At 70.4% G+C, this 22,298-nt stretch carries 19 protein-coding genes and 1 rRNA gene; 11 read left to right on the forward strand and 9 right to left on the reverse strand.

All coding sequences use genetic code 11. The annotated features are described in order from the left end of the window. A 5S ribosomal RNA gene (rrf, locus tag ACZ5WC_RS29155) occupies window positions 1-81 on the forward strand; the annotation flags it as partial. Window positions 82-235: 154 nt separating this feature from the next. Here the strand turns inward: rrf and ACZ5WC_RS29160 are convergent. Genes ACZ5WC_RS29160 through ACZ5WC_RS29180 form a run of 5 tightly spaced genes read right to left on the reverse strand, consistent with a single transcriptional unit; the run spans window position 236 to window position 5,725 of the window. Continuing rightward, entirely contained in the window at window positions 236-1,549 is a 1,314-nt protein-coding gene (locus ACZ5WC_RS29160; protein ID WP_468543618.1) for a DUF58 domain-containing protein, read from the reverse strand. Between the two features lie 10 nt (window positions 1,550-1,559). Next, a complete protein-coding gene (locus tag ACZ5WC_RS29165) occupies window positions 1,560-2,588 on the reverse strand; it encodes an AAA family ATPase (RefSeq protein WP_468543619.1) in 1,029 nt (342 codons plus the stop codon). Further along, window positions 2,585-3,823 (reverse strand): DUF4350 domain-containing protein, encoded by a 1,239-nt coding sequence (locus ACZ5WC_RS29170; RefSeq protein ID WP_468543620.1) that lies wholly within the window; start codon window positions 3,821-3,823, stop codon window positions 2,585-2,587. The genes ACZ5WC_RS29165 and ACZ5WC_RS29170 overlap by 4 nt, the downstream gene beginning before the upstream one ends. Continuing rightward, window positions 3,820-4,509 carry a DUF4129 domain-containing protein gene (locus ACZ5WC_RS29175; protein ID WP_468543621.1) on the reverse strand — a complete coding sequence of 230 codons (690 nt, stop codon included), beginning with the start codon at window positions 4,507-4,509 and terminating at the stop codon, window positions 3,820-3,822. The genes ACZ5WC_RS29170 and ACZ5WC_RS29175 overlap by 4 nt, the downstream gene beginning before the upstream one ends. A gap of 4 nt (window positions 4,510-4,513) precedes the next feature. After that, on the reverse strand, window positions 4,514-5,725 hold the full coding sequence (locus ACZ5WC_RS29180; RefSeq protein WP_468543622.1) for a DUF7847 domain-containing protein: 1,212 nt from the start codon (window positions 5,723-5,725) through the stop codon (window positions 4,514-4,516). A gap of 140 nt (window positions 5,726-5,865) precedes the next feature. Here ACZ5WC_RS29180 and mtnA point away from each other — a divergent pair, with 140 nt between their 5' ends. The 7 genes from mtnA to ACZ5WC_RS29215 all read left to right on the forward strand — a co-directional run bounded on the left by mtnA (window position 5,866) and on the right by ACZ5WC_RS29215 (window position 14,409). Next, complete coding sequence (gene mtnA / locus ACZ5WC_RS29185) at window positions 5,866-7,008, forward strand: S-methyl-5-thioribose-1-phosphate isomerase (protein ID WP_468543623.1); 1,143 nt, start codon at window positions 5,866-5,868, stop codon at window positions 7,006-7,008. Window positions 7,009-7,012: 4 nt separating this feature from the next. Then, complete coding sequence (gene mtrA / locus ACZ5WC_RS29190) at window positions 7,013-7,702, forward strand: two-component system response regulator MtrA (protein ID WP_007448372.1); 690 nt, start codon at window positions 7,013-7,015, stop codon at window positions 7,700-7,702. A gap of 1 nt (window position 7,703) precedes the next feature. Next, window positions 7,704-9,743: an MtrAB system histidine kinase MtrB gene (gene mtrB / locus ACZ5WC_RS29195; RefSeq protein WP_468543624.1), complete on the forward strand. Its 2,040-nt coding sequence runs from the start codon at window positions 7,704-7,706 to the stop codon at window positions 9,741-9,743. A 28-nt stretch (window positions 9,744-9,771) separates the two neighbouring features. Further along, the gene (locus ACZ5WC_RS29200; RefSeq protein WP_468543711.1) at window positions 9,772-11,607 is read left to right on the forward strand and encodes an LpqB family beta-propeller domain-containing protein; all 1,836 of its coding nucleotides are present in this window, start codon (window positions 9,772-9,774) and stop codon (window positions 11,605-11,607) included. A 120-nt stretch (window positions 11,608-11,727) separates the two neighbouring features. Continuing rightward, on the forward strand, window positions 11,728-12,456 hold the full coding sequence (locus ACZ5WC_RS29205) for a ComF family protein (protein WP_468543625.1): 729 nt from the start codon (window positions 11,728-11,730) through the stop codon (window positions 12,454-12,456). A 326-nt stretch (window positions 12,457-12,782) separates the two neighbouring features. Further along, window positions 12,783-13,472 (forward strand): ribosome hibernation-promoting factor, HPF/YfiA family, encoded by a 690-nt coding sequence (gene hpf, locus ACZ5WC_RS29210; RefSeq protein ID WP_096630220.1) that lies wholly within the window; start codon window positions 12,783-12,785, stop codon window positions 13,470-13,472. Between the two features lie 181 nt (window positions 13,473-13,653). Then, window positions 13,654-14,409, forward strand: coding sequence for a response regulator (locus tag ACZ5WC_RS29215; RefSeq protein ID WP_468543626.1), 756 nt, complete (start codon window positions 13,654-13,656; stop codon window positions 14,407-14,409). A gap of 52 nt (window positions 14,410-14,461) precedes the next feature. On the opposite strand, the gene ACZ5WC_RS29220 is transcribed toward ACZ5WC_RS29215, so the two are convergent. Further along, window positions 14,462-15,649, reverse strand: coding sequence for a winged helix-turn-helix domain-containing protein (locus tag ACZ5WC_RS29220; RefSeq protein ID WP_468543627.1), 1,188 nt, complete (start codon window positions 15,647-15,649; stop codon window positions 14,462-14,464). A gap of 48 nt (window positions 15,650-15,697) precedes the next feature. Further along, on the reverse strand, window positions 15,698-16,309 hold the full coding sequence (locus tag ACZ5WC_RS29225) for a GNAT family N-acetyltransferase (RefSeq protein WP_468543628.1): 612 nt from the start codon (window positions 16,307-16,309) through the stop codon (window positions 15,698-15,700). A 240-nt stretch (window positions 16,310-16,549) separates the two neighbouring features. Here ACZ5WC_RS29225 and secA point away from each other — a divergent pair, with 240 nt between their 5' ends. Next, window positions 16,550-19,384 carry a preprotein translocase subunit SecA gene (gene secA, locus ACZ5WC_RS29230; RefSeq protein WP_468543629.1) on the forward strand — a complete coding sequence of 945 codons (2,835 nt, stop codon included), beginning with the start codon at window positions 16,550-16,552 and terminating at the stop codon, window positions 19,382-19,384. A gap of 68 nt (window positions 19,385-19,452) precedes the next feature. Here secA and ACZ5WC_RS29235 read toward each other — a convergent pair whose 3' ends face one another. Further along, entirely contained in the window at window positions 19,453-19,896 is a 444-nt protein-coding gene (locus ACZ5WC_RS29235) for an Rv3235 family protein (RefSeq protein WP_468543630.1), read from the reverse strand. 277 nt (window positions 19,897-20,173) lie between these two features. On the opposite strand from ACZ5WC_RS29235, the gene ACZ5WC_RS29240 reads away from it, so the two are divergent. Next, entirely contained in the window at window positions 20,174-20,680 is a 507-nt protein-coding gene (locus ACZ5WC_RS29240; protein WP_468543631.1) for a DUF6912 family protein, read from the forward strand. 70 nt (window positions 20,681-20,750) lie between these two features. Beyond that, window positions 20,751-21,434 carry an HAD family hydrolase gene (locus ACZ5WC_RS29245; RefSeq protein ID WP_468543632.1) on the forward strand — a complete coding sequence of 228 codons (684 nt, stop codon included), beginning with the start codon at window positions 20,751-20,753 and terminating at the stop codon, window positions 21,432-21,434. 191 nt (window positions 21,435-21,625) lie between these two features. Here the strand turns inward: ACZ5WC_RS29245 and ACZ5WC_RS29250 are convergent, their stop codons facing one another. Next, the gene (locus ACZ5WC_RS29250; protein ID WP_468543633.1) at window positions 21,626-22,225 is read right to left on the reverse strand and encodes a DJ-1/PfpI family protein; all 600 of its coding nucleotides are present in this window, start codon (window positions 22,223-22,225) and stop codon (window positions 21,626-21,628) included. Between the last annotated feature and the right edge of the window lie 73 nt (window positions 22,226-22,298).

The raw sequence follows: 22,298 nt of genomic DNA on the forward strand, positions 1-22,298 counted from the left end.
ATTCCGAACCCGGAAGCTAAGCCTTTCAGCGCCGATGGTACTGCAGGGGGGACCCTGTGGGAGAGTAGGACGCCGCCGAACAATTTTTCCGGGAAGGCCCCGTACCGCAAGGTACGGGGCTTTTCTGCGTTCCGGGGAGGGTAATGCCCCTGGCCCGTGGACTCCCTCCGCCTCCCTCTCCCAGACGAGAGAGGGAGGCCACGCCGCGCAGCAGCGCGAAGGTTTTCCGAGTCTTCTAGAGACGCCCTGCGGACTTCAGCGCCAGATAGGCATCGGCAAGTGCGGGAGCAAGACTGTCCGGAGTGGCATCCACGACCGTCACGCCGTGGCGCCGGAGCCTGTCCGCCGTGCGCCGGCGGTCGGCCTGGGCCTGACGTGCGGCGGCGGCTTCGTACACGGCCTCCACTGTCCCCCGGCCTTCCGCCATGTCCTCGACCCGGGGGTCGGACACCGCGGCCAGGAGGACCGTGTGGCGCTGGGTGAGCTGGGGCAGCACCGGGAGGAGGCCCTCCTCGATGGGGGCGGCCTCCAGCGTCGTCAGGAGCACGATCAGGGAGCCGCGGGGGGCGTCCGTGAGGGCTGCGGTGCTGAGGCCTCGGGAGTCCGTTTCGACGAGCTCCGGCTCCAAGGTTGCCAGGGAGTTGACTACGGTCGCCAGGACGTCGCCCGCCGCGGTACGGCCCTGCACCCGGGCTCGGACGCGGCGGTCGTAGGCGAGCAGGTTCACACGGTCGCCTGCTCGGGTCGCGAGTGCGGTGAGCAGGAGGGTGGCGTCCATCGAGGCGTCGAGCCGGGGGATGTCGCCCACCCGGCCTGCGGATGTGCGCCCGGTGTCGAGGACGATCAGGATGTGGCGGTCGCGTTCGGGACGCCAGGTTCGCACTGCGACGGCGGACTGGCGCGCGGTGGCCCGCCAGTCGATGGACCGGGTGTCGTCCCCGGGCACGTAGGCCCGGAGGCTGTCGAACTCTGTGCCCTCACCACGTGTCAGAACGCTGGTGCGACCGTCGAGTTCCCGCAGCCGGGCCAGTCTGGACGGCAGGTGCTTGCGGCTGGTGAACGGTGGCAGGACCCGTACGGTCCACGGGGCTCGGTGATGGCCCTGGCGTGCGGCGAGGCCCAGCGGGCCGTACGAGCGGACCGTGATGCGTTCGGCCTGGCGGTCGCCGCGACGCGTGGGACGTAGAGCGGTGGTCAGGCGGCGCTGTTCTCCGGCGGGGACCGTCAGCGTGTGACGGGAAGCGGTGCGGTCGGTGCCCGTGGGCCAGCTGCTGGGGGGCCAGGCGTCCCTCAGCTGGGCGCGGAGGCGTCGTCGCGAGCTGTTGGTCACGGTGAGTTGCACCTCGGCCTCGTCGCCGAGTCGAACGGATGTGTCACCGGATCGGGTGAATCGGAGCGTTCGCACTGGTGCTGCCAGGGCGTAGTCGCACAGAATCGCTAGTGAGAGCGGTGCGTTGACCGCGACCATCCCCATCCAGCTCGGGGCGAGGATGCCTACGGGGAGTGACCCCAGGGCGGCAAGCAGTGCGGTACGTCCGGTGAGGGCCATGGTCACCGCCTCATCGGGGTACGGGGACGTGAGCGAGCACCGAGGTGATGACGGAGTCAGCAGTGACTCCCTCCATCTCAGCCTCGGGCCGCAGGTGGATGCGATGACGGAGTGTGGGGAGCGCGAGGGCCTTCACATCGTCCGGGATGACGTAATCCCGGCCGGTGAGCCAGGCCCAGGCGCGGGAGGTCGACAGCAGTGCGGTGGCACCTCGGGGGGAGACGCCGAGGGCGAGTGAGGGGGAATCGCGCGTGGCACGGCAGATATCCACGACGTAACCGGCGATCTCGGGGGAGACGGTCGTCTTCGCGACGGCTTCTCGTGCTGCTTCCAGGTCCGCGGGACCGGCGACCGGCCGTATCCCGGCGGCCTTGAGGTCGCGCGGGTTGAAGCCGTCGGCATGACGGGTGAGCACGTCGATCTCGTCCTGCCGCGAAGGGAGAGGGACCGTCAGCTTGAGCAGGAACCGGTCGAGTTGGGCCTCCGGCAGAGGATAGGTGCCTTCGTACTCGACGGGGTTCTGGGTCGCGGCGACAAGGAAGGGGTCCGGCAGCGGCCGGGGCGTTCCGTCAACGGTGACCTGGCGTTCCTCCATGGCCTCCAGGAGGGACGACTGGGTCTTGGGAGGGGTGCGGTTGATCTCGTCGGCGAGCAGCAGGTGAGTGAAGACGGGTCCCGGCTGGAAGGAGAACTCGGCGGTGCGTGCGTCATAGACCAATGAGCCCGTGACATCGCTCGGCATCAGGTCGGGAGTGAACTGGACGCGCTTGGTGTCGAGTTCAAGGGAGGCGGCGAGCGCGCGCACCAGGAGGGTCTTGGCGACGCCGGGCACGCCTTCGAGCAGCACGTGACCTCGGCAGAGCAGTGCCACGACGAGTCCGGTGACTGCGGGGTCCTGGCCGACGACCGCCTTCGCGATCTCGGAGCGGAGGGCTTCGAGGGACGCGCGGGCGCTGTCAGACGGCTCCGGTTCCGCGGGAGCCATGAGGCCGGTGGGGGCCACCGGGGGCTCGGTCGGCTCGGGGGTCGGGGCGCTCATGAAGTGCGTACCTCTCTTTCGAGGGCGTCGAGTTGATCGGCAAGAAGGACAAGGGCCGCGTCGGTGGCCGGAGCCGGACCGAAGAGCAGGGTGCTCAGGTCGTGGTCCGGGTCGGGGATGCGTGCGGACACGGCAGGGAGGAGGGCGACGGAGGTGTGGGCGTCACGGGCGGGCACACCGGTGAGGGAAGCGATGCGGGCGCGGGTGGCGGATCGGAAGGCCTCGGCGGCTCGGTCGCGGGCGTTGGCCTTGCGGTAGAGGAGAGCGCGGCCTTCGGTGGATTCGGACGCGCGGATGGCTACGGGCAGTCCTTCCGTCACCAGGGGGCCGAGGCGTCGGGCCCGCCAGACGGCCGCGAGGACTGCGGCGAGGAAGAGCTGAAGGGTTCCCCACAGCCAGCCGGAGGGGATGAGGTCGAGGAAGTTGCTCTCGCCGCCTGTGTCTTCTCGCGCCTGCTCCCCGTCCCTGTCGCCGGAAGCGCCGTCGTCGGCCGTGGCCGAAGGATCAGCCAGAGAGGGGAGGTACCAGACGAGATGCGGTCGGGATCCGAGGAGTTGGAGAGCGAGCGAGGCGTTGCCCTGCTGGTCGAGGCGCTCGTTGTGGAGGAAGTCGGGGGAGCCGAGGACGACGGTGTCGCCGTCCTGCCCGTCCGGGAGTACGACCAGGGTGGGAAGACCGCCGCTCGGATAGCAGGCGATGGCTGTGGTGTTCCGTGTCGTGTAGCGGATGCCGCCCATGTCCGCTGTGCCTGCCCTGCGAGCGGTGGGCAGGTCGCATGCCGGGGCGAGGGCGCTCACCGGGTGGTGGGGCTCGGCGCGTACGCCGGGGGCCAGGCGGGAGACTGCGCGTACACCGGGGGCGATCAGGAGGGTGCGTCCGGCGGAGCTGGATGTGGCCTCGGTCAGGCGGTGTTGCTGCCTGGGAGTGAGGAGGTTGGGGCCTGCGACGAGCAGAGTGGTGTCGGGGCCTGTCGCGCCGGTCGCTTCGTCGAGGGTGGTGGCGACGGTGACGGATATGCCGCGCGCCTTGAGGAGTTCGGCGACGGCTCGGCTGCCCTTGGGGTCTGCGGAGCGGGGGTCGAGCTGTCCGTGGTTCCCGCCGGAGCGTACGGCGGCGAAGGTGATGCCGGCGATGACGAGGACGAGGACGACGATCAGGACGCCTCTGGCACGGGCCCAGACCTGGTGCGCGGTGGGCGCTGTCGAGGTGGGGGAAGGGGTGGTCGCCGCGGTCATCCGGTGGCTCCTCGGACGGTGCCGGGCAGCAGGGGCTTGGCCTCGTCGAGTTCGAGGTCGAGGGCGCGCAGGGACAGATATGCCGACTGGTCCGCCGTGCGGCCGCCGTATGTGACGTCGTCGAAGTTCCGGGCGGCGGCCCGGAGCCGGGCGGTGTGCTCGGGCAGAGTGCGCCCTGCCTCGGCTGCGGCTTCGTCCGCGGTGCGGCCCGGGCGGGGGTCGAGCAGGGCTCGTTCCTCCAGGGAGCGGACGATGGCGCGCATGCGTTCCTGCACGGCTTCGGTCCAGCGCAGGGCTGCGGCGTGTGCCTCGGCGGCGGCGCGGTGCTGGGCCGCGCTGCGGGGGCCGTCGCTGTCGAAGAGGGCGTCCGGGGCGCGGGGGGTGCGCTTCGGGGTGCCGAGCCGCCACCAGAGGGCGGCGGCCAGGCCGATGACGATGACGATCAGGATCACGAGACCCGCCGGGCCGCCGGGGGCGGCGCCGGCGGCGGCGTCGAACAGGCCGGAGACCCAGTCCCAGAACTGGTTCAGGGCACGCTGGAGGAAGCTCGGGTCGTTCTCGTGGTACATCGGTTTGGACAGCTCGCTCTCGGCTGCCTCCCGGGCGGGCACCCGCGGAGTGTCCACGGGTATGTCGCCCGCTCCGGTGCCCGACCGTGCTGCTGTGGTGCCCCCCGCCCCCGACACCGCATCAGCTCCTGGGGTTGTCGACGTCGTAGCCGGGCAGGCCCGCGGCCCGTGCGAGGTCGAGGTCGAGCGCTTCACGGCGGATGCGCTGGTCCATGTAGAGCAGGGCCATCACGCCTGCGATGAACGGGTAGACCAGCGTCGAGATGATCACTTCACCGATGCCCGAGACGATCAGGAAGGGCCAGCCGAAGGACGGGGGGTTGCTGCTGAAGAACTCGCTGAGGTCGGTTCCGTCGGCGATCACCGCGATGACGCCGAACGGGATGGAGATGAGGAAGGCCATCACGAAGGTCATCAGCCAGGTCAGGGCCAGGATTCCGAAGGTGCGCCACCAGGCGCCGCGGACGAGCTTGGCGGACCTGCGCAGTGCGGCGACGATGCTCTGGCGTTCCAGCATCAGGGCGGGGGCGGAGAGGGCGAAGCTGACGTGCAGCCAGAGGATCACGATGCAGGCGGCGGCGAAGCCGAGGATGGCGAGCGCGGCACCGGCCTCGGAGCCCAGCAGCAGGCCGGGACCGATACCGACGGCCATGATCACGACCATGAGCAGGGCCAGCAGCACGGTCAGTCCGAGCAGCGGGAGGATCCGCGGGCGGGCCTCGGCCCAGGCGTCGGCGAGCGAGGTGGGGCGGCCCAGTACCGAGCGGCTGATCACCACGGTCACGACGGACGCCGTGAAGAGTGTCGCGATCATCGTGATGAGCGTGGCCGGGGCGAGGGAGAACAGCGTCGACCGGGCGGACTCGGAGGCCTGTCGGATGGCTTCGGCACCGGTGGCGTTCGGGTCGACGGTGGTCGGTTCCGGCAGGAGGTAGCGCTGCAGGAGGATGATGGCGATCTGGGCGATCACGGAGACCGCGAGGCTGAAGCCGAGCGCGGTGCGCCAGTGCGCGCGGAGCGCGGAGACGGAGCCGTCCAGGATCTCCCCGAGGTTCAGGGGGCGCAGCGGGATGACGCCGGGCTTCGCGGCGGGCGGCGGTCCTGCCCAGCCCTGCCGCTGGGGGCCGCCTCCCCACCCGGAGGCGGGCGGCGGCGCGCCGGGGCCGCTGCCGGGGGTGCTCGGTGGGGACCACTGCCCGGCAGGCGGGTGCTCGGGGGACCACTGTCCCGTCGAGCCGCTTCCGTCCTGGGGGTCGGAGGGGCGGGGAATCGCCGTCTCCTTGCCGTCGGAGGGGGCAGATCCGGGCGAAGCCCAGCCCGGAGAGTCGTTCATTCTCGCTCCTTCACCGTCCTGACCGCTCATCGGGGCGACAGGTTGGCAGCCATCGTGCCACGCGACGGCCCGCTAGGGATCAGCCGCTCTATCTCCTACGCACCTTCATTTGTGGGCGGCTCACCGGGCAGACTGGGCAGATGGCTGATCAGGACGCGCAATCGCCGGTGGGCAACGAGCCTCCCGCGCTTCCCGTACTCCGCTGGGACGAACCTCCCGAAGGCCCTGTTCTGGTGCTCCTCGACCAGACTCGGTTGCCCGCCGAGGAGGTCGAGCTGGTGTGCACCGATGTACCCGCGCTGGTGCGCGCGATCCGGACGCTGGCGGTGCGAGGGGCTCCGCTGCTCGGGATCGCCGGGGGGTACGGGGTGGCGCTCGCGGCGGCGCGGGGCTACGACGTGGCGGAGGCCGCCGGTCTGCTGGAGCGGGCGCGGCCCACCGCGGTGAATCTCGGCTACGGGGTGCGACGGGTGGCCCAGGCCTACTGGACGGTCGCGGAGAAGGGCGGCGGTGCGGAGGCCGCTGCCGCAGCGGCGCTGTCCGAAGCGCGGGCGCTGCACCGGGAGGACGCGCAGGCCAGCAGGCGTATGGCGGAGTACGGGGTGGCGTTGCTGGACGAGCTGCTACCGGGTGGCGGGCACCAGCTGCTCACCCACTGCAACACCGGGGCGCTGGTCTCCGGGGGCGAGGGGACGGCCTTCGCGGTGGCGTTGAGGGTGCACCGGCAGGGGCGGCTGCGGCGGCTGTGGGTCGACGAGACGCGGCCGCTGCTCCAGGGGGCGCGGCTGACCGCGTACGAGGCGGCGCGCAACGGGTTGGCGTACAGCCTGCTCACGGACAATGCGGCGGGCTCGCTGTTCGCCGCCGGGGAGGTGGATGCCGTGCTCATCGGTGCGGACCGCATCGCCGCGGACGGCTCGGTGGCCAACAAGGTGGGGAGCTATCCGTTGGCCGTGCTCGCGAAGTACCACCACGTTCCCTTCATCGTGGTGGCGCCGACGACGACCGTGGATTTGGAGACCCCGGGCGGCACATCGATCATCGTCGAGCAGCGTTCCGGGCAAGAAGTGACGGAGCTCACATCGCTGAATGGTGTAGCGGCGGGCGGAGGAGGCGGGATGGTCGTCGCGCCCCTCGGAGCCCCGGCGTACAACCCGGCCTTCGACATCACACCGCCGGAATTGATCACGGCGATCGTCACCGAGGAGGGTGTCATTTCCCCGGTCACGGGGGTCGGACTGGCAGAGCTGTGTGCCAGGTCATCGCAGGTAACGATTAGCTAATGGGATGATGTCGATTATGAAGGGACGCGTCCTTGTCGTCGACGACGACACCGCACTGGCCGAGATGCTCGGGATTGTGCTGCGTGGAGAAGGTTTCGAGCCGTCGTTCGTAGCGGACGGCGACAAGGCACTGGCTGCATTTCGTGAGGCCAAGCCGGACCTGGTGCTGCTCGACCTCATGCTGCCCGGAAGGGACGGCATCGAGGTGTGCAGGCTGATCAGGGCCGAGTCCGGTGTGCCGATCGTCATGCTCACTGCCAAGAGCGACACCGTCGATGTCGTGGTCGGCCTGGAGTCAGGTGCCGACGACTACATCGTCAAGCCGTTCAAACCTAAGGAGCTGGTGGCCCGGATCAGGGCACGTCTGCGGCGGTCCGAAGAGCCCGCCCCGGAGCAGCTGACCATCGGTGACCTGGTCATCGACGTGGCAGGGCACTCCGTGAAGCGGGAGGGGCAGTCCATCGCCCTGACCCCGCTGGAGTTCGACCTGCTGGTCGCGCTCGCCCGTAAGCCGTGGCAGGTCTTCACCCGTGAAGTCCTGCTGGAGCAGGTATGGGGTTACCGCCACGCGGCCGACACCCGCCTGGTGAATGTGCATGTTCAGCGTCTGCGTTCCAAGGTCGAGAAGGACCCGGAGCGGCCGGAGATCGTGGTGACGGTCCGAGGCGTCGGCTACAAGGCCGGACCGAGCTGAGATGGCCCGAGGCAGCGCTGCTCCGGGACCCGGGGAGCCGGGAGTCCGTACGGAGCGGGCTGCCGCCCCGGGACGGAAGGCATCTCGTATGAGCCGTTTCCTGCGGGGCGGCCGGTTGTTCGAGGACCGGACGCCCGGCGGGCCGGTGCCGCGCTTGCTGATGCGGTGGGTCCGCCGTCCGCTGCTGCCCGCCGTCCGGTTGTGGCGGCGCAATCTGCAGCTCCGCGTCGTCGCGGGGACCCTGCTGATGTCGATGGCTGTCGTGCTGCTGCTCGGGTTCGTCGTGATCGGGCAGGTGCGCAACGGGCTGCTCGATGCGAAGGGCAAGGCCGCCCAGACCCAGGCCGCCGGTGGTTTCGCCGCGGCCCAGGAGAAGGCCAATGCCTCCCTCGCCCCCGACGGGCAGGGGAGCGGCGACACCGACGGTGTGACCGGCAGCACCTCCTGGCGTACCGAGCTCGTCGACCAGCTCGCCAGCGGAGGCAAGAACGCGTTCAACGTGGTGGCGCTCAGTGCCGACTCCGTGAACGAAGGCGCGAGCAACCGCGCGCCGCGCGGTTCGGGCAGCGTCGAGGCCTCCAGCGTGCCCGAGCGCCTGCGCCAGGACGTCGGCAAGGGCCAGGGCGCGTTCCAGACGTACTCCGAGATCCGGTATTCGTACGGCAAGGAGCCGCAGCCGGGGCTCGTCGTCGGTAAGCGGCTCTACGACATCGATCAGCACCCCTACGAGCTCTACTACCTCTTCCCGCTCACGCAGGAGGAGAAGTCGCTGTCGCTGGTCAAGACAACGCTGGCGACCGCCGGGGTGTTCGTCGTCGTGCTCCTCGGGGCCATCGCCTGGTTCGTGGTGCGGCAGGTCGTCACGCCGGTGCGGATGGCCGCCGGAATCGCCGAGCGGCTCTCGGCGGGCAAACTCCAGGAACGGATGAAGGTCACCGGCGAGGACGACATCGCCCGGCTCGGTGAGGCCTTCAACAAGATGGCCCAGAGCCTCCAGCTGAAGATCCAGCAGCTGGAGGAGCTCTCCCGGATGCAGCGGCGCTTCGTCTCGGACGTCTCGCACGAACTGCGGACCCCGCTCACGACCGTACGGATGGCGGCCGACGTCATCCATGAGGCGCGTGTCGACTTCGACCCCGTCACCGCACGCTCCGCCGAACTCCTGGGCGACCAGCTCGACCGATTCGAGTCGCTGCTCTCCGACCTGCTGGAGATCAGCCGTTTCGACGCGGGCGCGGCGGCCCTGGAGGCCGAGCCGATAGACCTGCGGACCGTGGTCCACCGGGTGATCGGCGGCGCCGAGCCGCTCGCCGAGCGCAAGGGCAGCCGGATCCTGGTCATCGGGGACGACCAGCCGGTGATAGCCGAGGCGGACGCCCGTCGGGTGGAGCGCGTCCTGCGTAACCTCGTGGTCAACGCCGTCGAGCACGGTGAGGGCCGGGACGTCGTGGTGCGGATGGGCGTGGCGCAGGGCGCTGTTGCCGTAGCCGTCCGCGACTACGGGGTCGGGCTCAAGCCCGGCGAGGCGACCCGGGTCTTCAACCGCTTCTGGCGTGCCGACCCGGCGCGGGCCCGGACGACCGGCGGGACCGGTCTTGGCCTGTCGATCGCTGTCGAGGACGCCCGGCTGCACGGCGGCTGGCTCCAGGCCTGGGGCGAGCCCGGCGGCGGGTCCCAGTTCCGGCTGACCCTGCCGCGCACGGCGGACGAGCCGCTGCGCGGTTCGCCGATACCGCTGGAGCCCGAGGACTCCCGGCGCAACCGGGAGAACCGGGAGCGCGACGAGGCCACGCCGGCGGGGACGGGCGATCACCGTCTGATGTCCGTGCCGAACCAGCCCGGCACCGGTGAGCGCTCGCCGTTGCCGGTGCCTGGGTGCCGCCCCGCGGTCGGGAACCCGGCGCCCGCGTCGGTGCACCCCGCGGCCCTGCCCGGCAGCGGAGCACGTGTCGTCGCGCGCCCGGCTCCCAAAGGTTCCGGTGGGCGCGCGGTCAACGGCGTACTGAATTCCGACCAGGAGGACACCACTCGTGGGTACTGACCGCTTTCAGCGCGGCCACGGACGCGCGGTGCGGCTGTCCGCGCTGATCGGCTGCGCCATCGTCGTGCTGGCCGGGTGCGGGTCGATGCCGACGACGGGGGACGTCAAAGCGGTCGACGCCTCGCAGCCGGACGACTCCCAGGTGCAGGTGTACGCCGTGGCGCCCCGGGAGGGTGCGCCGCCCAGCGAGATCGTCGACGGTTTCCTGGAGTCGATGACCAGTGACGATCCCGCGTTCGCGACCACGCGGAAGTACCTGAGCACCGGCGCCCAGCGCACCTGGCAGCCCAGCGGGGGCATCACGGTCCTCGCCCAGGCTCCCCACCGCAGCGGCCCCCTCCTCCACGACGAGGCCAGCCGGGCCACCCGGGACACGGAGACGGCCTACACGCTGACCGGCCAGAAGGTCGCGGCGGTAGACGTCCAGAGCTCCTACCGGCCGCTCGCGCCCACCGACTACTCCCAGACCCTCCATTTGGTGCTGGAGAAGGGGCCGGACGGGGAGCAGGAATGGCGCATCGACGTCGTGCCGGACGGTCTGGTCCTCGGGCAGTCCGACTTCAAGCGGCTCTACCGTTCCGTGAACAAGTACTACTTCGCCACCGGGCGGACGGGCGGGCAGCGGATGCTCGTCGCCGACCCCGTCCACGTACGCAACGGCACCGATCCGGTCACGCGCATGAGCACGGCCACACAGACCGTCACGACGCTGCTCGCCGGGCCGACGAACTGGCTGCGGCCGGTGGTCGACTCCCGGTTCCCGACCGGGACCGCGCTGCGCAAGGGCGTCACCGCGCTGGCCCCGGACGACCAGAACATCCTGAAAGTGCCGCTCAACGAGAAGGCCGACAAGGCCGACCGAAGCTCCTGCCGGATGATGGCCGCCCAGGTGCTCTACACCCTCGGGGACCTGACCTCGGCGCGGGTCGAGCGGGTGGAGCTGGAGGGCGGCCGCGGCAAGCTCTGCTCGCTGGACGCCGACGACGCCGAGGTGTTCTCCGCCGACAACGGCTCCGGAGGGCCGGACAGCCAGTACTTCATCAACGACAAGGGCCAGGTGGAGCGGCTTCCCGGCGCCGCCGAGGGCGACGTGACGCCCGAGCCGCTGGTCGGCCCCTTCGGTCTGGGCACGGTGCCGATGGGCTCGGTCGGGGTGTCCCGGGACGAGCGGCGGGCCGCCGCGGTGTCGGCCAACGGGGAGAACCTGTACGTGACCTCCCTGGATTCGGCGGACGAGCTGGCCGCGCCCCTGGTCACCAGCACCGCGAAGAAGGCCGCCGACCGGCTGTCCCCGCCGAGCTGGGACGGTCACGGGGACCTGTGGGTCGCCGACCGGAATCCGGCCGGCCCCCGGCTGCTGCGGCTGGCCGGAGGAGCGGGGGAGCCCCAGGAGGTCCGGGTTCCGGGCCTGGACGGCAGCCGGATCGAAGCGCTCCGTATGTCGGCGGACGGGGTGCGGATCGCGCTGCTGCTCTCGAAGGACGGGCACACGACGCTGAAGATCGGCCGGGTCGAGCGTCGCGGGTCCGCGGTGTCGCCCGAGATCTCGGTCGAGGATCTCCGTCAGGCCGCACCGCAGCTCGCGGACGTGACGGCCATTTCCTGGTCCGGCCGCAGCCGTCTGGTGGTGGTCGGCAAGGAAGAGGGCGGCGTCCAGCAGGTGCGGTACGTGCAGGCGGACGGTTCCACGTCGTCCTCGGGTGCGCTGCCCGGCGTCAACCAGGTCGAGTCGGTCGCCGCGGCGGACGACGAGCTGCTTCCCCTGATGGCGGAGACGGTGGACGACGGCATAGTGAGGCTCTCGCGCGGGGACAACTGGCAGACGGTCCTCAAGGAGGGCACGTCGCTGGTATACCCGGGCTGATCCCCTCCGATCCCGGCTGATCAAGGCCAGGGGCAAGGGCTGGGGCTGGCCCAGGCCGGGCTGCGGCCGGAGTTGTCCACAGGGGTGGTCCGGCTGCCCGGGGCCCGGCATAGTGGGCTCATGCGGGGCGTGTGGCGGGAGCTGTCCGATCTGGTCCTGCCGGTGTCCTGCGCGGGCTGCGGCAGACCGCGCACCGCGCTGTGCGCGGCCTGCGGAGCCGCCCTGCACGGTGCCCCGGCCCGCCGTGTTCGCCCCTCGCCCCGGCCCCCGGGGCTTCCGCCGGTGTACGCGGCGGCGCCGTACGAGAACGCCGTACGCGCGGTTCTGCTGGCCCACAAGGAGCGAGGGGCACTCGGGCTCGCGGGGGCGCTCGGGCGGGCCCTGGCGGGTTGTGTACCGGCCGGGACGGGCAGGCCGGGCGGTTCGGGCCCCCTCCTGCTCATCCCCGTGCCGTCGGCGCGCTCCGCGACGGCTGCGCGCGGTCACGATCCGGTGCGCAGGATCGCGGCGGCGGCCGCCCGGGACCTGCGCCGCACGGGTCTGCCCGCCCGGCTGGTCCCGGTGCTGCGCCAGCGGCGCACGGTCCTGGACCAGGCGGGGCTCGGGGCCCGTCGGCGGAGGGCGAATCTGGCCGGTGCACTGGAGCTCACGGCAGGGGGCGAGCGGCTGATCCGGCACGGCAGGGTGATCCTGGTGGACGATCTGTTGACGACCGGTTCGACCCTGGCGGAGGCGGCGCGGGCCGTCGGCGAGGGGCTCGCCGCCGACCGGGGGGCCGCCCGGCACGCGACGTGCCGAGCGGTGGTCGTCGCAGCTTCTCCGTCCGCCTTCGAAACAAACCGGAACTGACCGAGAACTTGCATCGTTGCAGGTATTGAGAGGGCAATACCCCCTGAACGGAGGTACGTGCCAGTAGCGGGTGCCGAGACCCTGGTGTGCAGGCTATGTTCGGTTGTGAGGAACGGTGAATGCCGGACCTCGATGAATGCACCACCAGGTTTCGGGCAGGTAACTCACCGGTAGGAGAAGCACGCGAGTCGGTGGGGTTGCGACCCTTCCGGCGGGGGAGGAGGAGGCGAAAGCCACCGAGTCCGAGGCCCTGGTGATCGCCGGGGCCTGGTGCAAAAGGGAGATGCTCCGCCGCTGAGCGGAGCGATCCGGGAACGGAGTTCTGCGTGGACATCGTCGTCAAGGGCCGCAAGACCGAGGTGCCCGAGCGGTTCCGCAAGCACGTGGCCGAGAAGCTGAAGCTGGACAAGATCCAGAAGTTCGACGGCAAGGTGATCAGCCTCGACGTCGAGGTGTCCAAGGAGCCGAACCCCCGCCAGGCCGACCGTTCCGACCGGGTGGAGATCACGCTCCGCTCCCGGGGGCCGGTCATCCGGGCGGAAGCGGCAGCGGGCGACCCTTACGCAGCGCTCGACCTGGCCACCGGAAAGCTGGAGGCCCGGCTGCGCAAGCAGCACGACAAGCGCTACAGCCGCCGTGGCAACGGACGACTGTCGGCTGCCGAGGTCGGGGACGTGGTTCCCGGCGTCGCCTCGTTCGACGAGGACGGCGAGTTGGTCGGCGACCAGTCGTCGGCGCCTGTCCCCACCACGATGGTCGGTTCGCTCGAAGTGCAGGGCGAAGGGCCGCTCGTGATGCGCGAGAAGACCCACACCGCCGCACCGATGTCGCTCGATCAGGCGCTCTACGAGATGGAACTGGTCGGGCACGACTTCTACTTGTTCGTCGACTCCGAGACGAAGGAGCCCAGTGTCGTCTACCGGCGACACGCCTACGACTACGGCGTCATCCACCTGAGGACCGACCCGCTCGCCGCGGACGAAGCCGGCGGCGCGGGCGGCGCGCTCGGCGGCTGACGCCACGTTCGACGGTGTGCCCCTGGGGCGTTTTCCCGCCACCGGGGGCACCCGCGTACGAGCCCACGATCACCGTGGTCGCGCCTGGGCATGGAATCATGGCGGCCCGAGCCAATCGGTGCTCCGCGAAGTGCCGTTGGCGAACGAGCGAGACAGGCCGTGGCCTTCAGGGGGAGGAACGATGGCGGACACCTTCGGGCCCGTGCGCGATGCGCATCACTCCGACGACGACGCCGGTGCGTATGCCGGCGCGGACGCGGACGCCGCTTCACGCAAGGAGCCCATCCGGGTCCTCGTGGTCGATGACCACGCGCTCTTCCGCAGGGGTCTGGAGATCGTCCTCGCGCAGGAGGAGGACATCCAGGTCATCGGCGAGGCCGGAGACGGCTCCGAGGCCGTCGACAAGGCCGCCGACCTGCTGCCCGACATCGTTCTGATGGATGTCAGGATGCCCAAACGCGGTGGCATCGAGGCCTGCACCGCCATCAAGGAGGTGGCCCCCAGCGCGAAGATCATCATGCTGACGATCAGCGACGAGGAGGCCGACCTCTACGACGCGATCAAGGCGGGCGCCACCGGATACCTCCTCAAGGAGATCTCCACCGACGAGGTGGCCACGGCCATTCGCGCGGTCGCTGACGGACAGTCCCAGATCAGCCCTTCCATGGCCTCCAAGCTGCTCACCGAATTCAAATCGATGATCCAGCGCACCGACGAGCGACGGCTCGTTCCGGCGCCCCGGCTCACCGAACGGGAGCTGGAAGTGCTGAAGCTCGTGGCGACCGGCATGAACAACCGGGATATCGCCAAGGAGTTGTTCATTTCCGAGAACACGGTGAAGAACCACGTCCGCAATATCCTGGAGAAACTGCAGCTCCACTCCCGGATGGAAGCCGTGGTCTATGCCATGCGCGAGAAGATTCTTGAGATCAGGTAGCGGTCCCGCTTCTCCTCTACGGGGCAGCCCTTAGGACCCGGTGAGGCTCCGGTCAGCGGTAGGCGCGTTGCAGGGCCTGACCGATCTCCGTCCTGAGCGGGTCGCGCAGCTCGGGGGCGTCGACCCGGTCCACCCGGATGTCCGTGCAGCCCACCCAGCCCGCAGCCTCGACCAGAGCCTCGGCCATCGGGGCCACGGCCTTGGGACCGGCCAGGGACGCCTGCCGGGCGACCAGCGTGGTGCCCTCGCGCGCCGGGTCGACCCGGCCCTGGAGCTTGCCGCCCGCCAGCAACGGCATCGCGAAATAGCCGTGGATCCGCTTCTGCTTGGGGACGTACGCCTCCAGCCGGTGGGTGAAGCCGAAGATCCGCTCCGTGCGCGCCCGCTCCCAGATCAGGGAGTCGAACGGTGACAGCAGCGTCGTACGGTGACGTCCGCGCGGCTCCTTGGCCAGCGCCTCCGGATCCGCCCAGGCCGGTTTCGCCCAGCCCTCCACCACGACCGGCACCAGGCCCGAATCCGCCACCACGGCGTCGAACTCCTCGCCCTTCAGCCGGTGGTAGTCCGCGATGTCACTGCGCGTGCCGACGCCCAGCGACTTGCCCGCCAGCGCGACCAGCCGCCGCCCGCACTCCGTGTCGCTCAGATCGTCGTGGAGCACAGCATCCGGAATGGCCCGCTCGGCCAGATCGTAGACCCGCTTCCAGCCGCGCCGCTCGGTGCACACCACCTCGCCGTACATCAGGGCCCGTTCGACGGCGACCTTGGACGCCGACCAGTCCCACCACTCCCCGCCGTTCTTCGCACCGCCCAACTCGGTCGCCGTCAACGGACCCTCGGTGCGCAGCTGCTTGATCACCGTGTCATAGGCGCCGTCGGGAAGATCGTGGTGCCAGTGCGGCCGGGAGCGGTAGGCGCGGCGGCGGAACGCGAAGTGCGGCCACTCCTCGACCGGCAGGATGCACGCGGCATGCGACCAGTACTCGAAGGAGCGGCCGCCCGACCAGTACGCCTCCTCCACCGTGCGGCGGCCCACCGCGCCGAGCCGGGCGTACGGAACCAGCTCGTGCGAGCGGGCCAGCACCGAGATGGTGTCCAGCTGGACGGCCCCGAGGTGGCGCAGCACCCCCGGCACCCCCGCCCGGCGGTCCGGAGCCCCCAGGAAGCCCTGGGCGCGCAGCGCGATACGGCGGGCCTGGTCGGCGGAGAGTTCGACTGCGGGAGGAGGCACAGGCGTCATACGTCGAACCCTAGACGGCACCACTGACAGCACGGTCCGGATGCCCGCTCACCGCACGGCACCCGGCGCCCCGCCGGGCCGCGGGGCTTCGCGCCCGGGGAGGTACGGATGGGCGCCGGGCAGTCCCAGGTCGCAGGGGAGGAGGGCGGCCGTCCACACATCGCGCCGCACTCCCTTGTTGAGCAGCCCGGACCGCTGCTCGCCCTCCATCCGGAAGCCCGCGCGCAGGGCCACCGCGCGGGAGGCGGTGTTGCCGACCTCGGCGCGCCACTCCAGCCGGTCCGCCCCGAGCGAGGTGAAGGCCCACCGGGCGGAGCCGAGCACGGCTTCGCAGACGTATCCGCGACCGCGGTGGTCCGGGGCTCCCCAGTAGCCGATCTCGTACGTTCCCGGGCGGCTGCGGCGGTGCACGCCGAGCGCGCCGACCAGGGCTTCGGAGCTCCGCAGGACGAGGGCGAAGCTGTAGACGGAGTCGTCCTGCCAGCCCGCCGGGGAGAGTTTCGCGGTGAACAGTTCCGCGTCGGTGAGGCGGTAAGGGGAAGGGAGCACCGTCCAGCGCTGGATGTCCGGGTCCTGGCAGGCGGTGTGCACCCGGTACGTGTCCTGCGGGCCGAAGGGCCGCAGAATCAGGCGTTCCGTGGTGAGGGTGATCGGCTCCATGGATCGATTCTGGTGAGCCGGCCGCCTCGATGCGAGCACTTTCGGGGCTTCCCGGCACCTTCCGCGCCTCTGGACCGTTGTCCTATAAGGGTGCGGCGAGGTCCACGCGACGGCAGCCCTCCCGACGCGGTGGTGTCCTCGCTTACGATGGCCGTTGCGGTGGGGCCCACCTGCCGTGCCCGCGCCAGAGTCCATTACACGACCCAGTGCCAGGCCCGACCGGCAAGGAGACCAGCCTCAGTGTCCGTCTTCAACAAGCTCATGCGTGCAGGCGAAGGCAAGATCCTGCGCAAACTGCACCGCATCGCGGACCAGGTCAGCTCCATCGAAGAGGACTTCGTCAACCTCTCCGACGCCGAGCTGCGGGCGCTCACCGACGAGTACAAGGAACGGTACGCGGACGGCGAGAGCCTGGACGACCTGCTTCCCGAAGCGTTCGCCACGATCCGCGAGGCCGCCAAGCGTGTCCTCGGGCAGCGCCATTACGACGTACAGATCATGGGTGGAGCCGCCCTGCACCTCGGCTATGTGGCCGAGATGAAGACCGGTGAGGGCAAGACCCTCGTCGGTACCCTGCCCACGTATCTGAATGCGCTCTCCGGCAAGGGCGTGCATCTGATCACGGTGAACGACTACCTCGCCCAGCGTGACTCCGAGCTGATGGGCCGGGTCCACAAGTTCCTGGGTCTGTCCGTCGGCTGCATCGTCGCCAACATGACCCCGGCCCAGCGCCGCGAGCAGTACGCCTGTGACATCACGTACGGCACGAACAACGAGTTCGGCTTCGACTACCTCCGCGACAACATGGCGTGGTCCAAGGACGAGCTCGTCCAGCGCGGCCACAACTTCGCCGTGGTCGACGAGGTCGACTCGATCCTGGTCGACGAGGCCCGTACGCCGCTGATCATCTCCGGCCCGGCCGACCAGGCCACCAAGTGGTACGGCGACTTCGCCAAGCTGGTCACGCGCCTCACCAAGGGTGAGGCGGGCAACCAGCTCAAGGGCATCGAGGAGACCGGCGACTACGAGGTCGACGAGAAGAAGCGGACCGTGGCCATCCACGAGTCCGGTGTCGCCAAGGTCGAGGACTGGCTCGGTATCGACAACCTCTACGAGTCGGTGAACACCCCGCTCGTCGGTTATCTGAACAACGCCATCAAGGCCAAGGAACTGTTCAAGAAGGACAAGGACTACGTCGTCATCGACGGCGAAGTCATGATCGTCGACGAGCACACCGGCCGTATCCTCGCCGGCCGCCGCTACAACGAGGGCATGCACCAGGCGATCGAGGCGAAGGAAGGGGTGGACATCAAGGACGAGAACCAGACCCTCGCCACGATCACCCTGCAGAACTTCTTCCGCCTCTACGACAAGCTCTCCGGCATGACCGGTACGGCGATGACCGAGGCCGCCGAGTTCCACCAGATCTACAAGCTCGGCGTGGTGCCGATCCCGACGAACCGGCCGATGGTCCGCGCCGACCAGTCGGACCTGATCTACCGCACCGAGGTCGCCAAGTTCGCCGCGGTCGTCGACGACATCGCCGAGAAGCACGAGAAGGGCCAGCCGATCCTGGTCGGCACCACCTCGGTCGAGAAGTCCGAGTACCTCTCGCAGCAGCTCTCCAAGCGCGGCGTCCAGCACGAGGTCCTCAACGCCAAGCAGCACGACCGGGAGGCGACGATCGTCGCCCAGGCGGGCCGCAAGGGCGCCGTCACCGTCGCGACGAACATGGCCGGCCGAGGCACCGACATCAAGCTCGGCGGCAACCCGGACGACCTCGCCGAGGCGGAGCTGCGCCAGCGCGGCCTCGACCCGGTGGAGAACGTCGAGGAGTGGGCGGCCGCGCTGCCCGCCGCGCTGGAGGCGGCCGAGCAGGCCGTGAAGGCGGAGTTCGAAGAGGTCAAGGAGCTCGGCGGGCTGTATGTGCTCGGCACGGAGCGTCACGAGTCGCGCCGTATCGACAACCAGCTGCGCGGTCGTTCCGGCCGTCAGGGCGACCCGGGTGAGTCCCGTTTCTACCTGTCGCTGGGCGACGACCTGATGCGCCTGTTCAAGGCCCAGATGGTCGAGCGCGTCATGTCGATGGCGAACGTCCCCGACGACGTCCCGATCGAGAACAAGATGGTCACCCGTGCCATCGCCTCCGCCCAGTCGCAGGTCGAGCAGCAGAACTTCGAGACGCGTAAGAACGTCCTGAAGTACGACGAGGTGCTCAACCGGCAGCGCGAGGTCATCTACGGCGAGCGCCGCCGCGTTCTGGAGGGCGAGGACCTCCAGGACCAGATCCGGCACTTCATGGACGACACGATCGACGACTACATCCGGCAGGAGACCGCCGAGGGCTTCGCCGAGGAGTGGGACCTGGACCGGCTGTGGGGCGCCTTCAAGCAGCTCTACCCGGTGAAGGTCACCGTGGAGGAGCTGGAGGAGGCGGCCGGGGACCTGGCGGGCGTCACCGCCGAGTTCATCGCGGAGTCCATCAAGAACGACATCCACGAGCAGTACGAGGAGCGCGAGAAGACGCTCGGCTCCGACATCATGCGTGAGCTGGAGCGGCGCGTCGTCCTCTCGGTCCTCGACCGCAAGTGGCGCGAGCACCTCTACGAGATGGACTACCTCCAGGAGGGCATCGGCCTGCGGGCCATGGCGCAGAAGGACCCCCTGGTCGAGTACCAGCGCGAGGGCTTCGACATGTTCAACGCCATGATGGAGGGCATCAAGGAGGAGTCCGTCGGCTATCTGTTCAACCTGGAGGTCCAGGTCGAGCAGCAGGTCGAGGAGGTTCCGGTGCAGGACGCCGCCGAGCGCACCTCGCTCGACAAGGAGGCCGCGCCCGCCGGGGCCGTCCCGCGTCCGGAGATCCGTGCCAAGGGCCTGGAGGCCCCGCAGCGTCCGGACCGGCTCCACTTCTCCGCTCCCACGGTGGACGGCGAGGGCGGTGTCGTCGAGGGCGACTTCGCCACCGACGGTGACGGTGCGCGGTCCGGTTCGTCGGACGGCATGACGCGTGCGGAGCGCCGCAAGGCGCAGAAGAGCAGCGGCGGCGGCGGAGGCCGTCGTCGCAAGAAGTAGTACCGGCAGGACAACCGCGGCAGGGGCCGGACACCACAGGGTGTCCGGCCCCTGCCTCAATTGCGGCCTCACCGCGGGCCGGGGCGGCCGGCGGCGAGGCGTTCGCCGCCCAGTTCCACGGCGGCGCAGCGCCAGCGCTGGTCGGCGCCCTGCTCCAGGCGGAAGGCCATGGCCTGCACCCGGTCGCCCGCCGTGATGCTGGCGAACGCCTCGACCACGCCGGTGGCGGGCTGGGCGCCGTGGCAGTGGCGAAGGACCGGGCGGCTGCCGCGGGAGGCCCCGAGCGGGCTGCTGGGGGCCAGTTCGGCGAGCTGGTCGTAGGCCTCGCCGATGGTGTGGCCGAGCATCCAGTGCACCGGGCGCTGGCCGCTGAGGACCGCGAGCAGCCGTTCGGCGAACCACTGGTGGGGCCGCGGCGGCCGGTGCGGCTGCCGCCGGGACCGCTGCGGAGGTACGACCCGAGGCCTGCGCTGGTCGCGTCGGCCGGTGGGCCGCGTGCTGTCCATGCTCATGTTCATCGCCCCCGTGAACCGGGCCCGGTGAAATACCGGGCAGTAACTTGTGCTGGGGATCTTCTACGGGGACGGCCGTCAGCGCCGCAAGGGGCCTCCCGGTGTGTACCGGCCCCGGGGCAGGTTCACCTATCAGTGGCTCGGTCCTTGCGCGACAAGGGGTAGCGGGAGGGTGACGGGCCGTCCGTGGTGGACGGACGCCCCCAGTTGCCGAAACTCGAAAGGGGACGGCTCCCACGTATCCTGAGGACGGTTTCCCCTACGAAAGCGGCCTGCCATGCGCGTGTACGTCCCCCTGACCCTCTCCGGTCTCGCAGCGGCGCACGGTGCGGGCGAGGTCGGCCCCGGGCCGCTGACGGCGTACGCGGTGACCCCCGGGCTGCGTGAGTGGTACGTCTCCGACGACATCGAGGAGCTGGAGTACGCGGCGCTCAACCGGGCTGCCGCGGCCTCGCTCCGGATGATCGCCGGGAACCCGGACGAGGCGCGGCGCAGGGTCGTCGTCGCCGTCGACGTACCGGACGGGGCCGCGACCGCCGACCCCGGGCAGGGGCTGAGCGCCGCGTCGATCGGTGAGGTGCGCCTCGTCGGCGCGCTTCCGCTGGCCAAGGCGGCCGCGGTGCACGTGGACGCGGACGACGCCGAGAAGGACGTGGCCGCCGCGGCGGCGGCGCTGGGGGCGGCCGACCTCGGGGACGATGACGCGCAGTTCACGGTGGACGGCGCCGAGGACCATGAGCTGCTGTGGTTCGGGGTTCAGGAGATCGGCCAGCTGATCAGCTGAGCAGTCGGGGTTTCCGCAGGTCAGCGGCGACAGGGGTGGGGTTGTCAGACCTTGCGGGTACTTTTTCTTCATGGCATCCGGGAAGACACGCACGCATCTGGTCTGGGACTGGAACGGCACACTGCTCGACGACATCCACGCCGTCATCCACGCGACGAACGCCGCGTTCGCCGAGGTCGGGGTGGCGCCGGTCACGCTGGAGCAGTACCGGGAGATGTACTGCGTGCCCATACCCCGCTTCTACGAGCGGCTCATGGGCCGGATGCCCACCGAGGCCGAGTGGGAGCGGATGGACGAGAGCTTCCACCGGCACTACACGGAGCGGCGGGTGGCCTGCGGGCTCGCCGCCGGGGTCGAGGAGCTGCTGACCGGCTGGCAGCGCGCCGGGCGCAGCCAGTCGCTGCTGAGCATGTACGGGCACGAGCAGCTGGTCCCGGTGGTGCGCGGGTACGGCATTGAGCCGCGGTTCGTCCGCGTCGACGGGCGCACGGGGCCGTCCGGCGGGAGCAAGGCGCTCCACATGGAGCGGCACTTCGCGGCACTGGCCGGGGTGGACGGCATAGCCCCGGAGCATTCGGTGGTCATCGGGGACGCGCTGGACGACGCGGTGGCGGCGGCGCATGTGGGGGCTCGGGCGGTGCTGTACACCGGGGGGTCGCACAGTCGGAGCAGCCTGGAGGCGGCGGGGGTGCCGGTGGTGGACAGCCTGGGGGAGGCGGTGGCGGTGGCGTTGGCCGAGGCGATGGTGGGGTGAGCGGGGAGGGGGCCTGGTTCCGTGACGGGGCGGGCGGTCGTGGCGCGGGAATCCGGGGCGCTGCCCCGGGCCCCCGGTTCTCAAGCGCCGGACGGGCTGGAAGATCGTTCTCCGGTGCCGGATGGGCTGGAAGCTGCCCTCCAACGCGGACGGGCCGACAGGGCCCCTCAGGCGCCGGAGAGGCTGGAAGGTCATTCTTCAGCGCCGGACGGGCTTGCGTCTGCCTCGGATGGGCCTCGAAGAGTGCGTAGCACTTTCAGGAACTCCCGCATCCATGCCGCGTGGTCCGGCCACGCCCTCGATGAGACCAGGGTGCCGTCCACCACCGCTTCCGTGTCCTGGAACGTCGCTCCCGCGCTCTGCATGTCGGGCTCCAGGGCGGGGTAGGCCGTGACGCGGCGACCGCTGAGGTTGCCGGTGGCGGCGGTGATCAGGGGGCCGTGGCAGATCTGGGCCACCGGGCGGTCCGCGGAGAAGAAGGCGCCGACGATCTTCCGCAGTTCGGCGTTGTTGCGGAGGTACTCGGGAGCACGGCCGCCGGGGATCACCAGGGCGATGTAGCCCCCGGGGTCCACCTCGGAGAACGACAGGTCGGCGGGCCAGGTGTAGCCGGGCTTCTCGGTGTACGTGTCGAAGCCGGGTTCGAAGTCGTGGACCACGAAACGCAGCGTCTTGCGTTCAGGGGCCGCGATGTCGACCTCGTACCCCTCCTCCAGCAGCCGCTGGTACGGGTAGAGGACTTCAAGCGACTCGGCGGCGTCGCCGGTGACGATGAGGATCTTCTGCGGCACGGCGGGCTCCTCGGGGCCGGTCGGCCCGCGGCGGACGGTGTCGGCCTGCCGGTGGCCTGGTTTCCTGCTGTAC

This window comes from Streptomyces sp. NPDC033165 (genome assembly GCF_055577965.1).

Coding starts and splice junctions, on each gene's coding strand:
- ACZ5WC_RS29160 (WP_468543618.1), bottom strand. CDS start 1,549: ATGGCCCTCACCGGACGTACCGCACTGCTTGCCGCCCTGGGGTCACTC.
- ACZ5WC_RS29165 (WP_468543619.1), bottom strand. CDS start 2,588: ATGAGCGCCCCGACCCCCGAGCCGACCGAGCCCCCGGTGGCCCCCACC.
- ACZ5WC_RS29170 (WP_468543620.1), bottom strand. CDS start 3,823: ATGACCGCGGCGACCACCCCTTCCCCCACCTCGACAGCGCCCACCGCG.
- ACZ5WC_RS29180 (WP_468543622.1), bottom strand. CDS start 5,725: ATGAACGACTCTCCGGGCTGGGCTTCGCCCGGATCTGCCCCCTCCGAC.
- mtnA (WP_468543623.1), top strand. CDS start 5,866: ATGGCTGATCAGGACGCGCAATCGCCGGTGGGCAACGAGCCTCCCGCG.
- mtrA (WP_007448372.1), top strand. CDS start 7,013: ATGATGTCGATTATGAAGGGACGCGTCCTTGTCGTCGACGACGACACC.
- mtrB (WP_468543624.1), top strand. CDS start 7,704: ATGGCCCGAGGCAGCGCTGCTCCGGGACCCGGGGAGCCGGGAGTCCGT.
- ACZ5WC_RS29205 (WP_468543625.1), top strand. CDS start 11,728: ATGCGGGGCGTGTGGCGGGAGCTGTCCGATCTGGTCCTGCCGGTGTCC.
- ACZ5WC_RS29215 (WP_468543626.1), top strand. CDS start 13,654: ATGGCGGACACCTTCGGGCCCGTGCGCGATGCGCATCACTCCGACGAC.
- ACZ5WC_RS29220 (WP_468543627.1), bottom strand. CDS start 15,649: ATGACGCCTGTGCCTCCTCCCGCAGTCGAACTCTCCGCCGACCAGGCC.
- ACZ5WC_RS29225 (WP_468543628.1), bottom strand. CDS start 16,309: ATGGAGCCGATCACCCTCACCACGGAACGCCTGATTCTGCGGCCCTTC.
- ACZ5WC_RS29235 (WP_468543630.1), bottom strand. CDS start 19,896: ATGAGCATGGACAGCACGCGGCCCACCGGCCGACGCGACCAGCGCAGG.
- ACZ5WC_RS29240 (WP_468543631.1), top strand. CDS start 20,174: ATGCGCGTGTACGTCCCCCTGACCCTCTCCGGTCTCGCAGCGGCGCAC.
- ACZ5WC_RS29245 (WP_468543632.1), top strand. CDS start 20,751: ATGGCATCCGGGAAGACACGCACGCATCTGGTCTGGGACTGGAACGGC.